General features: G+C 63.4%; 10 protein-coding genes and 1 pseudogene. 7 read left to right on the forward strand and 4 right to left on the reverse strand.

Features of this window, described 5'->3' with window-relative positions:
- Nucleotides 1–181 precede the first annotated feature (181 nt).
- Together VIZ63_RS16450 and VIZ63_RS16455 are read right to left on the reverse strand one after the other, a co-directional pair.
- The gene (locus VIZ63_RS16450) at nucleotides 182–715 is read right to left on the reverse strand and encodes an acyl-CoA dehydrogenase family protein (protein ID WP_331610764.1); all 534 of its coding nucleotides are present in this window, start codon (nucleotides 713–715) and stop codon (nucleotides 182–184) included.
- Between the two features lie 3 nt (nucleotides 716–718).
- Nucleotides 719–2,251 (reverse strand): FAD-dependent monooxygenase, encoded by a 1,533-nt coding sequence (locus VIZ63_RS16455; protein WP_331610765.1) that lies wholly within the window; start codon nucleotides 2,249–2,251, stop codon nucleotides 719–721.
- 370 nt (nucleotides 2,252–2,621) lie between these two features.
- Between VIZ63_RS16455 and VIZ63_RS16460 the strand changes: the two genes are divergently transcribed.
- From VIZ63_RS16460 to VIZ63_RS16490, 7 genes are all read left to right on the forward strand, one after another.
- Nucleotides 2,622–3,194, forward strand: coding sequence for a MarR family winged helix-turn-helix transcriptional regulator (locus tag VIZ63_RS16460; RefSeq protein ID WP_331610767.1), 573 nt, complete (start codon nucleotides 2,622–2,624; stop codon nucleotides 3,192–3,194).
- 327 nt (nucleotides 3,195–3,521) lie between these two features.
- Nucleotides 3,522–5,045, forward strand: a complete 1,524-nt coding sequence (locus VIZ63_RS16465) for a CoA-acylating methylmalonate-semialdehyde dehydrogenase (protein WP_331610768.1) — start codon at nucleotides 3,522–3,524, stop codon at nucleotides 5,043–5,045.
- Between the two features lie 295 nt (nucleotides 5,046–5,340).
- Nucleotides 5,341–5,658 carry a 2Fe-2S iron-sulfur cluster-binding protein gene (locus VIZ63_RS16470; protein ID WP_331610769.1) on the forward strand — a complete coding sequence of 106 codons (318 nt, stop codon included), beginning with the start codon at nucleotides 5,341–5,343 and terminating at the stop codon, nucleotides 5,656–5,658.
- Between the two features lie 108 nt (nucleotides 5,659–5,766).
- The gene (locus VIZ63_RS16475; RefSeq protein WP_331610770.1) at nucleotides 5,767–6,453 is read left to right on the forward strand and encodes a helix-turn-helix domain-containing protein; all 687 of its coding nucleotides are present in this window, start codon (nucleotides 5,767–5,769) and stop codon (nucleotides 6,451–6,453) included.
- Nucleotides 6,454–6,604: 151 nt separating this feature from the next.
- Complete coding sequence (locus VIZ63_RS16480) at nucleotides 6,605–7,852, forward strand: NAD(P)/FAD-dependent oxidoreductase (protein WP_331610771.1); 1,248 nt, start codon at nucleotides 6,605–6,607, stop codon at nucleotides 7,850–7,852.
- Between the two features lie 28 nt (nucleotides 7,853–7,880).
- The gene (locus VIZ63_RS16485; RefSeq protein WP_331610773.1) at nucleotides 7,881–8,573 is read left to right on the forward strand and encodes an SDR family oxidoreductase; all 693 of its coding nucleotides are present in this window, start codon (nucleotides 7,881–7,883) and stop codon (nucleotides 8,571–8,573) included.
- Nucleotides 8,574–8,654: 81 nt separating this feature from the next.
- Entirely contained in the window at nucleotides 8,655–9,377 is a 723-nt protein-coding gene (locus tag VIZ63_RS16490) for a dienelactone hydrolase family protein (protein ID WP_331610774.1), read from the forward strand.
- 162 nt (nucleotides 9,378–9,539) lie between these two features.
- On the opposite strand, the gene prpF is transcribed toward VIZ63_RS16490, so the two are convergent.
- Nucleotides 9,540–10,733 carry a 2-methylaconitate cis-trans isomerase PrpF gene (gene prpF / locus VIZ63_RS16495; RefSeq protein ID WP_331610776.1) on the reverse strand — a complete coding sequence of 398 codons (1,194 nt, stop codon included), beginning with the start codon at nucleotides 10,731–10,733 and terminating at the stop codon, nucleotides 9,540–9,542.
- Between the two features lie 188 nt (nucleotides 10,734–10,921).
- Nucleotides 10,922–11,834, reverse strand: a pseudogene (locus VIZ63_RS16500) (Fe/S-dependent 2-methylisocitrate dehydratase AcnD); the annotation flags it as partial.

An 11,834-nucleotide genomic window follows, 5' to 3' on the forward strand; every position in this document is an offset into this window, starting at 1 on the left:
TTCACTCCGGCAGTATCTGCACATCTGGTTGCAGGACCTCGGCGAGGTCGTTGCATGTGGCCTTGGGCCTCGTCAGGGCGGCCACTGTCGATCACGGCCCAGGTCCCCGCAATGCGGGTCAATGTTGGATGCGGGCTGCAATACTGGATTTTGGCCGCGAGGGTTACAAGCGCGCCACCTCTCACGGGTTCAACCCGCGAGCAGGGCTTCGGCGGCGGCCGAGCGTCCCATGCAGATGCACCGCGCGTTGCGCGATACCGCGACGGACCCTGGTCATGGCGAGCTTGCACATCGCGATGTGCGTGCGTGCGGCGCCGTGGGGTTCGTTGTCGATCATCCGGTCGGTCTTCAGTATCAGTAGTCGGAATTGCTCGGGATCGAGGGTCGGATCCGCAGGGCATGCTCTGCACGAACTGGTGCCCCCCGTCAGCTTACCCCGTGGGTGCGTCGCGGCACGGCGCGCTCGCGCATCATCCCGATCGCGCGATTGCAGCCCGCCGGTGCGCATCACATGGTGGATGCGTCCGCCGCCGAGCCGCGCCTGCGCTACTTTAAAGGCTTCGCCGGGTCTGATGGGCATCGCATCGAGCGGAACGCGCACACGTTCATATGCAATGTAGGCATGACTACCTTCCTCTTCGGTATCGCTCATGCCATCGACGTTGCGCCTGATGACGATCCTCGCCGTTGTCGCGGGCACGATGAACATCGACATGCGCTACGCCATGGCGGGCGGTCCACACCAGGTGGTCAGCGCGTCCGGGAGCCCCTGCTGAGTCAGTTCTCCCACCCACGCCACATACCCATCGGGACGGATCAACACGGCGGTAGGTGCAGCGACCGTCCCAAGCGCCGGGAGCTCCCACAGACCCGCGTAGCTGGCGTCGATCAACTGCACCCGATCTGACCACGCAGTGATGTCGACACTGCCGGGCTCATCGAGATTGAGAAGCACCGGCCGTGCCTTGTGCAGCAATGTGAAGACCCGCAGTGGGCCGTTCGCGGTGACCAGGTCGAGATCGGGCATGCGACGTCCGAGGAGCGGATGCTTTCTGTCGATATCGGAGGGACCGAGGTCATACTGCACGCCCAGGCCGGACATCTCCGCGGCGAGTCGTTGGCGCGGCTCATTCATGGCGAGGAATTCGGACATGATGTCCCCCAGGGCCTGCGTGCGGTCGTCCGTGCGGCGAAGCGCAACCTGCGCCATCGTGTTGTGCAATACGCGCGCAGCGACCGGGTGGCGCTCGGTGTGATACGTGTCGAGGAGACTTTCGGGTGATGTCCGCTTGACCACCTGGGCCAGTTTCCATCCCAGGTTCACCGCATCCTGCATGCCGATGTTGAGGCCCTGACCACCCACCGGCGGATGCACATGCGCGGCATCGCCGGCCAGCAGGACGCGTTTGTCGCGGTATGCGGCCGCCTGGCGCGTCATGTCGGTGAATCTGGATATCCAGGTGGGACTGTGGATCCCGTAGTCGGTCCCATAGACGGCGATGAGGGCCTCGCTGACATCGCGCAGTGTGGGTTCGCTGTCGAGTTGCATCTGCTGTTCGGTCAGCACGAACCCCGCCGATGACCCGCCGTTCTCTGCCTTGCCGATCGCATGAATGCCGAACGCATTCCGGTGAAACCCCCATGGCGGTTCCTCGGTTGTTGCAGCTTCGGCGATCAGCCAGCTCGTCGTCGGATCCCATCCGGGAAATCCGATGCCGGCGGCCTTGCGAATCACGCTGCGGCCGCCATCGCACCCGACGAGATACCCGGCACGGAGCGACTGACCGCCACAGAGCGCGACGTCGACGCCCGTGTCGTCCTGCGTGAAACCAGCAACTTCACGTCCGCGATAGACAGGGACCTGCAGCTCGCCGACCCATTCGGCGAGGATGCGTTCGATGTGGTTCTGCGACAACCCAAGCACATAGTTGTGTCGGGTGGGAAAGTCACTGATGTCCAGAGCGACGTGGAAGTGCACGACCGGATGCGCCTGTCCCTGCGAGAGGAGCCGATCGGCGATGCCGCGCTGATCGAGTGTTTCGATGGTGCGTGAGTGCAGGCCGCGGGCTCGAGCGCCTGTGAGGTCGCGGCTGGCGCGTCGTTCGACAATGGCAACGTCGATGCCCGCCAACGCCAACTCGCCAGCCAGCATCAACCCTGTCGGACCGCCGCCGGCAATCACTACGGCATGCGCTGCCAGTGACGCCGCTGCCGCGGCCCGTGCTTCAGTCGTTGACAACTTTGAATGCATTTCGTGACTCCCGTTTCCGCCGGCTCTCGCAACGGCGGCGATGCTGCGGCACGAGCCGGGCCTTACCGCAAGGCCCCGGGTGGGCTATATTCTGAGAGCGCCAGGAGCGGGCACTCTTCTTTCCCGGCCCCGTCCGCTCTGGACGAATAGCCTGCTCGCGAAAAAAACACGCACTGAATCTGGCGCCCGCCGATGAAGTGGCAGGTGAGTCTTCCTGCCGCCGCCATAGAAGGAGTCTGTTGTGATGATGGCTTCCGCCCTTACTGCGGTTGCGGGCGAGGCCGTTGCTGAAGCCGGCAAGATGCTGGTCGGCGCTGAAAGCGTGTGCGCCGCCGGGGCTCCCGCCATAACCATCGAGCGGCTCTGAGGAATGCGGCGTCCACGACAACCCTCAGCGGAAAGTATTTGCAGCAGCGCATCCACGGACAACTGCGCGAAGTCGCGGGCCATCGTCACCCCTGGTCCTTTCGGCAGCGAGCCCGACAACCGCAAGCGCTCCATCTCGATCAAGCTCAATGTCATCGCGCGACAGATACGCCAGCGGTTCGATCAGGCGGTCGAGGCCGATGGCCTGACCCGTCCGAAGTGGGGCGTCATCGTTGCCGTCGCACGCAATGCAGGGGCAACGCAACGCAGCATCGCCTCGATGCTGGAAATTACCGAAGTCAGTGCCGGCCAGCTCATCGACCGCCTGTGTGCGGACGGCTATCTGGAACGACGCGAGAATCCGAAGGATCGCCGCGCCTACTGCGTGCATCTGACGCCAGCAGCGCAGCCGCTCATCAGTCGTCTGGGTGACGTCGCAAAAATCAACGAAGACGAGACGTTCATCGGACTCTCGGAGCAGGATCTGGCCCGCTTCGAAAAATTGCTGGATTCAGTCGCGCAGAATCTGGCGACTTCACGCAGCCGCGATGCCGGGAAGAAGCTGCGGCCCGGTTGATCCGTAACGTTATGGGCTGCAGCGCACACGCCGATGTCGCGCGTTCTGGTTTCAGCCGCGCTGCCAGCTCTTCGTTTCGGCAACAACCTCGCGCATGGCGCGAAAGCCGAGCCATAAGCACCCTGTTCAATGACTTGCGGCGGTTCCGGAATGGCCGGCGGGCAGGGCGTCATGATCAACAGCGCTGTTGACTCGACGCGCCGGGGTCTTTAGGTTGCAAGGCCTGTTTTCGCGATCCGCGAAGGCGCAGCACCAGCCGGAGAACTGCAGCGGCTGGGGACGCAGTGGCTGCGCCAATTCATCACTTTCTTCATCGGTACTGACGTCATGTCCGCATCCGCTCGATCGGTTTCTTCCGTCGCCACGATTCCACACTGGATCGGCGGCAAGACTGTCGCAGGTTCGCCAGGGCGTTCCGGCGACGTATTCGATCCCAGCACGGGTAGTGTCACCGCCAAACTGCCGTATGCATCGCTCGACGAACTGAATGAATGCGTGCGAATTGCCAAAGCGGCGTTCCCGTCCTGGGCTGCCACCCCGCCGTTGCGCCGGGCACGCGTGATGTTTCGTTTCCGCGGGCTGCTCGAAGCCGCCAGCGATGAAATTGCGATGGCGATTTCGCGTGAGCACGGCAAAACCCTGGCGGATGCCAGGGGTGAAGTCGTCCGCGGTCTCGAAGTGGTGGAATTCGCCTGTGGTATCCCCGAACTGCTCAAGGGCGAGCACAACGAGAACGTCGGCACCGGTGTCGACGCATTCAGCATCCGCCAGCCGCTGGGCGTCGTGGCCGGCATCACGCCGTTCAATTTTCCGGCGATGGTGCCGATGTGGATGTTCCCGCTCGCGATCGCTTGCGGCAACACGTTCATCCTCAAGCCTTCCGAGCGTGATCCGTCAGCGTCCATCGTGCTCGCGCGTCTGCTGCACGAAGCGGGATTGCCCGACGGTGTATTCAACGTCATTCACGGCGACCGGGAGATCGTCGACGGCCTGCTGAATCACCAGGATGTCTCTGCGATCAGCTTCGTCGGCTCCACGCCGGTGGCGCGCCACATTTATACGCAGGGCACCATGAACGGCAAGCGCGTGCAGGCGCTGGGCGGCGCGAAGAATCATGCCGTCGTCATGCCCGATGCGGATCTCGACGACACCGCCAACCACCTCATGGGTGCGGCGTATGGTTCAGCGGGCGAGCGCTGCATGGCCATCTCGATCGTCGTGACGGTGGGTGAAGACACGGCCGATCGCCTGATCGAGAAGCTCGTGCCGAAGATCGAGGGGCTGCGTATCGGCAGCTACAGCGACCTGAATGCCGACATGGGTCCGCTGATCACCAGCGAGCATCGCGGTCGAGTTCGTGACTACATCGACTCCGGCGTCAATGAAGGCGCCAACCTGGTCGTCGATGGTCGCGGCATGTTCAACGATGCCCGCGAGGGATTCTTTCTCGGCGGCTCGCTCTTCGATGGCGTACAGCCGACCATGCGTATCTATCGCGAAGAAATTTTCGGACCCGTGCTCGGGATCGTGCGCGTCCCGGATCTGGAGACGGCGATCCAGCTGATCAATGCGCATCCTTACGCGAACGGCACGGCCATCTTCACGCGCAACGGCAACGCGGCCCGCACGTTCACCGGCGCAATCGAAGTCGGGATGGTTGGCGTCAATGTGCCGCTGCCGGTGCCAATGGCCTTCCATAGCTTCGGTGGCTGGCGCAACTCGCTGTTCGGCGATCACCACATCTACGGTCGCGAGGGCGTGCGCTTCTACACCCGGCTCAAGGCGGTCACGCAGCGCTGGCCGCGCGACGTCGAACATCGCGCTGAGTTTTCGATGCCGACGATGAAGTGACCAGGCCCCAGGCCCTAGGCCCTAGGTGCTAGGTGCCAGGTGCCAGGTCGGAAGCCCAGATAAAAACGGCTCGGCTCATCCGTGGGGCAGGGCCGCTTTCATCCTACTAGTGCCTTTCACCATCGCCAATTGACTGTCAACACTGGTGTCGATTAGCCTGATCCGGGCAGAGCTGCACCGTGAAGACGAGTCCGGTGGTGCCTGCCTTCCCCCAGTGGCTCGTCGATGTCCGGTCGCTTCTTGCGACTGCGACGCATCGTGCGCCGAGAACCGTGACACCCGAGAAAGAACGACGATGCCCAAGTTGATAGTGGCGACCCGCGCGGGCGATGAATTGACCATCGATGCCAGGCCCGGACGCTCGGTGATGGAGCTGATGCGCGATTACGGCGTACCTGACCTGCTGGCGCTGTGCGGCGGCAGTCGCTCGTGTGCAACGTGTCATGTCTGGGTCGACGCCGAGTTCGCGGGTCGGTTTCCGGCGCCGGTCGAGGATGAAGATGAGCTTCTGGACAGCTCCAGTCATCGCAAGCCCACGTCGCGGCTGTCCTGTCAGTTGCAATGGTCCGACGATCTGGATGGCCTGCGAGTCACGCTGGCTCCTGACGGTTGACCGAAGACCGGTCAACGGCATTTGAATCCAAACATCACGTCAGCGACGTCGTGAGTTCGTCTTACGTGCGGCCGCTGGACGGCAAGCGTGGGATCCACAGGCGGCAACATGGCAGATGCACCGAGTGCTCGTGAACGGCGGGTCCGACGCAAGCGCGATCCGGAAGGAACGCGCGAGGCCATTCTCGAAGCGGCGCGCGAAGTGCTTGCGCAGGATGGCAAGGAAGGACTGAGCGTCGCGCAGGTGGCGCAGCGTGCAGGCGTCAACCGCGGGACTGCCTATCAGCATTTCCAGACGCGCGAACAGCTCATCGAAGCCACGGCCACCTGGGTCAGTGAAAAGCTGTACAAAGCGATTTTCGGCGATCCGGCAGTCGCGCCGGAGCAGCCGGTCGAGAGCATCGATGTCGAGGCGATGAACAGGCATCTCGCCGGGTTCGCCATGGAGAATCCGGCGCTCGGTCGCGTGTGGTTGCTCGGGGTGCTGAGTTCGCGACGGCCCGCCAACGATCCGTTCTGGCGTCAGTACGAATCCAGCTTCAAGCGCTTCGCCGCCACCGAACTCGCCCAGTCGAATATCGATGCCGAAGTGCTGTCTGTTCTCATCCTCGCCAGCACCTTCATCTGGCCGGTCTGGGCTCGGGCTCACGCGCGAACCGCGAAGGAGCGCCAGCAAATGGCGGATCGCTTCACGAGCGAAATCCGCCGCCTGTGCCTGCACGGCACCATGCGGCCGGAAAAAAAACCGCAGCTCGATGCGCGCCGGGCCAAGAGACCTGCACGACGCACGGCATAACCTGCGAGCGGTGCATTCCCGCACCGCCGCGCTGATGAACAGTACTGTTGACTTGTATGGAACGAATTCTCAGCTTGCGTAGTATCTCTTTGCGGACGCCGCCTGCGAGTGCGCAGCCACATCCTATTTATCTGGTGAATCGAGGCAGGGCATGACGCAGAGGACGGTCGCAATCATCGGGGCAGGACAGGCGGGCTTTCAGGTCGCCGTGTCTCTGCGGGAACTGCATTACGACGGCCGCATCGTCGTCATCGGTGACGAACGACATGCTCCCTATCAGCGGCCGCCGCTGTCCAAGGTGTACCTGCTGGGCGAGTGCGATGAGGCGCAGCTGGCATTGCGTCCAGATACCTACTACGCGCAGCGCCAGATCGACCTGATCACGGGCAAGCGTGCGGTGGCGATCGATCGCACACGGCGCAAGGTCGCTCTGGAGGACGATTCGATCATCGACTACGAGCATCTGGTGATCGCCACTGGCGCGCGAAATCGGCCGCTGCCGGTGCCCGGCGCCGAACTGCCCAACGTGTTTTTCCTGCGAACGCTGGATGAGGCCAGCGCCTTGAAGGCGCAGATGGCGCATGCGAAAACCGCTGTCGTCATCGGTGCCGGATTTATCGGCCTGGAGTTTGCTGCGTCGGCGAAAAAGCAGGGCATCGATGTGACCGTGCTCGACGTCGCGGATCGGCCGATGGCTCGCGCGCTGTCCAAAACCATGTCGGCGATTTTCGCCCGCGAACATGAAAAACTCGGTGTGAAGCTGAAGTTCAGCACCCAGGTCATGCACCTGCTCGGCGGGCCCGGGGGCGTGACTGCCGTCGAGACCGTCGATGGCCAGGTGCTGCCCGCCGATCTGGTCGTCATCGGCATCGGCGTCATCCCGAATGTGGATCTCGCCGCCACCTGTGATCTGGTGGTGGAGAACGGCGTCGTCGTCGATGAGTTCCTGCAAACCAGCGATCCGCACATCAGCGCCGTGGGCGATGTTGCCGCGCATCCAAATCCTTATGCCCCCGGTGGCCGCGTGCGTCTCGAATCGATCCAGAATGCGTCGGATCAGGCGCGTTGCGTGGCTGCGAGAATCATGGGTCAGGGGCCTGTTGCCTACAATGCATTGCCGTGGTTCTGGAGTACGCAGGGGCCGCTCAGGTTGCAGATGGCCGGTCTGCCAGCCTCGGGTTGCGAAGAAGTGTTCCGCGGCGAGCCCGGCGGCAGCGTCTGCTCGGTCTTCCTGTTCCGCGAAGACAAGCTGGTCTGTGTCGAAACACTGAACCGCCCGGCCGAGCACATGCTGGCCCGCAAGCTGATCGCGAATCGTGTGCCTGTGACGCAGCAGCAGGCCGCCGATCTGACGTTCGATCTCAAGTCGCTGCTGCCCAAACCGCCCGCTGCCAGCTAAGCGCGCACTTCGTTACGGAGTATCGCCAGTGAATCTGTCAGGCAAGAGGATCGCCGTCACCGGTGCATTCGGTGCTCTCGGCAGCGTCGTGAGCGCCGCGGTGAAATCGGCTGGCGCGAGCGTGGCCTGTGTCGATTTCGCCCCGGTGACGAAAGCGCCGGCAGCGCTGCAGGGATATGTGCTGATCGGCGCGGTCGATCTCGGCAACGCAGCGGCCGCGTCAGCAGCAATCCAATCGGCGGCGAGTCAGCTGGGCGGCCTCGATGGCATCGTGAACATTGCGGGCGGCTTCCGTTGGGAGATGGTTGCCGACGGTGATGCCGCGACCTGGGACTTCATGTTCAACGTCAACGTGCGCACGGTGCTGAATGCCAGCAAGGCGGCGTTGCCGCTGCTCAGGACGCCTGGCGCGCGCATCGTGAACATTGGTGCTGCGGGTGCGGTCAAGGCCGCCGCCGGCATGGGTGCGTATGCTGCTGCCAAAGCCGGTGTCGCCAGGCTCACCGAAGCGCTCGCCGATGAATTGAAGGACGGTGGCGTCACGGTCAATGCAGTGCTGCCCAGCATCATCGATACCGCGGCCAATCGTGCGGACATGCCCGGCGCGCAGTTCGATCGCTGGGTCAAACCCGAACAGGTCGCCGACCTGATCGTCTTTCTGCTGTCGGATCGTGCCAGTGCAGTCACGGGCGCCCTGATCCCCATTACCGGTCGGGTTTGATAATCTCCGCGGCCGCTTTTTACACCGCTGCGCATCCGCGATCACGGCGGTCTTCCGTAGAGTTTATTTTCAAAGGTCGCCATGGCATCGCAGCAGCTGCAGTATTCGAACGGCAACAAGAACTACATCGGCTATCTCGCCTGGGATGAAAAGCAGCAGGGTGCACGCCCCGGCATTCTCGTTATTCCGGATGCGTTCGGGCTCGGTGAGCATGCCCGCGAGCGTGCCGATCGCCTGGCGCAGGCCGGGTATGTGGCGCTGGCGGCCGATATCCACGGCGACGGCTTCCTGCACGCCGATCTGGCCAGCGCCATCTCCGCGATACAGGCGATGTACGCGGATCGCGCCGCATGGCGTGCGATGGCGACGGCCGCCTTCGATGCGTTGAGTGCGCAGCCGAACGTGGATCGCGCCCGCCTAGGCGCCATTGGCTTCTGTTTTGGTGGCACGACGTGTCTCGAGCTGGCGCGTACGGGTGCCGCCGTGGGCGTCATCGCGGCGTTTCATGCAGGGCTGAATGCACCTCTCGCGGAAGACGCGGGGCGCATCCGAGCGAAGGTGCTGATCAATCACGGCGCCGAGGATCCGCTCGTCAAGCCGGAGGCCATCGCGGAGTTCATGGCCGAGATGCGTCGCGAAGCGATCGACTGGCAATTCGTCCATCACGGCAACACGGTGCACAGCTTCACCGAGCCTACTGCCAGCAGGCTGGGCGCGCCGGCGTTTGCTTACAACAAGAGCGCGGAAGATCGCTCCTGGGCCGCGATGCGGCAGTTGTTCGACGAGACGTTCGAGGCCAGGTAGCTGTTGGCCAGATGCTGACGGCTTCCTGGTTGTCATTCCCGCGAAGGCGGGAATCCATCCGGCATGTGGACCCCCGCCTGCGCGGGGGCGACGGGATACACCGGCCGATCAGCTACTGAGGTCGCGCGGTCGTGACCTGGTGCCTGGCATCGATGCGTGATTTCAGAACGAATCCCCGGGCACGCGCACGAAGCCTTCCATCAGCACGCGCGCGCTGCGGCTCATGATCGCCTTCGTCACGACCCAGTCGCCATTCACCTGTGTTGCCTCTGCGCCGACGCGCAGCGTGCCCGACGGATGGCCGAAGCGAACGGCTTCATGCGCACGGCCGCCCGCGGCGAGGCTGACGAGCGTGCCGGGAATTGCTGCTGCCGTGCCGATGGCGACCGCGGCCGTGCCCATCATGGCGTGATGCAGCTTGCCCATCGACAGTGCGCGCACCAGCAGGTCGATATCGCCGGCGTTCACCTGCTTGCCGCTCGATGACACGTAATCAGCGGGTGGCGCGACGAAGGCGACTTTCGGCGTGTGCTGGCGCTTCGCAGCTTCCTCGATATGCTTGATGAGTCCCATGCGGATCGCGCCGTGCGCGCGGATGGTTTCGAACATCGCGAGCGCCTTGACGTCGCCATTGATCGCATCCTGCAGTTCGGTGCCCTGGTAGCCGATGGCAGCAGCGTTCACGAAGATCGTCGGAATGCCGGCATTGATCATGGTCGCCTGCAGCGTGCCCACGCCTGGAATCTCGAGGTCATCGACGAGGTTGCCGGTGGGGAACATCGAACCGCCGCCCTCGCCGTCGCCTTCATCGGCCGGGTCGATGAATTCGAGCTGTACTTCCGCTGCCGGGAAGGTCACGCCATCGAGTTCGAAATCACCCGTCTCCTGCACGGCGCCGTCGGTGATCGGCACGTGCGCGATGATCGACTTGCCGATGTTGGCCTGCCAGATGCGAATCGTTGCCACACCATTCTTCGGCACACGACTGGCATCGACCAAGCCACTCGAGATTGCGAACGATCCGACGGCGGCAGACAAGTTGCCGCAGTTGCCGCTCCAGTCGACGAACGCCTTGTCGATCGATACCTGGCCGAAGAGATAGTCGACGTCGTGGTCAGGCTTGCTGCTTTTCGACAGGATCACCGTCTTGCTGGTGCTCGAGGTCGCGCCGCCCATGCCATCGATCTGCTTGCCATAGGGATCGGGACTGCCGATGACGCGCAGCAATAGCTTGTCGCGTGCTTCGCCCGGCTTCTGACAGCGCTCAGGAAGATCCTGCAGGCGAAAGAACACACCCTTGCTGGTGCCGCCGCGAATGTAAGTGGCCGGAACTTTGATCTGCGGTACGTGAGCCATGTTCTGCTGTCTCTGGATTTCAGAATGAGAGTAACCGCAAAGAACGCATAGAACGCAAAGGCAGGAAAAACGCCGGGAGGATGGCTGCGGAAAGGCGCCCGGGCACAAAACAAGACGCGCCTTTGCGACTATTCCTTCCTTCTATGCGCTCTTTGCGTTCTATGCGGTTACTCCTCGATCTAACGGATTCAGGCTGCCTCGGTCGACGACGCGAGGAAGTCCTGGGCGAAGCGCTGCAGCACGCCGCCGGCTTCGTAGATCGACACTTCTTCAGCCGTGTCGAGCCGGCAGGTCACGGGTACTTCCACCTTCTCGCCGTTCTTGCGCGTGATCACCAGCGTCAGGGTGGCGCGTGGGGTGAGCTTGCCGACGACGTCGTAGGTTTCGGTGCCGTCGATGCCGAACGCCGTGCGATTCTGACCTGCCTGGAACTCCAGCGGCATGACGCCCATGCCGATCAGGTTGGTGCGGTGAATGCGTTCGAAGCCCTCAGCGACGATGGCTTCGACACCAGCAAGGCGTACCCCTTTCGCCGCCCAGTCACGTGACGAGCCCTGGCCGTAGTCGGCGCCGGCAATGATGATCAGCGGCTGGCCACGATCCATGTAGGTCTCGATCGCTTCCCACATGCGCACGACCTTGCCTTCCGGCTCGATGCGCGCGAGCGATCCCTTCTTCACGTTGCCATCGACCACCGCCATTTCATTCATCAGCGTCGGATTCGCGAACGTGGCGCGCTGGGCCGTCAGGTGGTCGCCACGATGCGTGGCGTAGGAGTTGTAGTCTTCCTCGGGCAGTCCCATTTTCTTCAGGTACTCGCCCGCGGCGCTGTTGCCGAGAATCGCGTTCGACGGCGACAGGTGATCGGTCGTGATGTTGTCCGGGAGCACCGCGAGCGGGCGCAGCCCCGCGAGCGTGCGGGCGCCGGCCAACGCGCCTTCCCAGTACGGCGGGCGGCGGATGTACGTACTCATCGGGCGCCAGTCGTAGAGCGGGCTCACCGTCGCGCCGCTCTCGACTCGCACCCTGAACATCGGTTCGTACACTCGCCGGAATTGCTCCGGCTTCACGCTCGAGGCGACGACGGCGTCGATTTCTTCG

The organism is Povalibacter sp., assembly GCF_036520495.1.
Lineage (GTDB): Bacteria > Pseudomonadota > Gammaproteobacteria > Steroidobacterales > Steroidobacteraceae > Steroidobacter.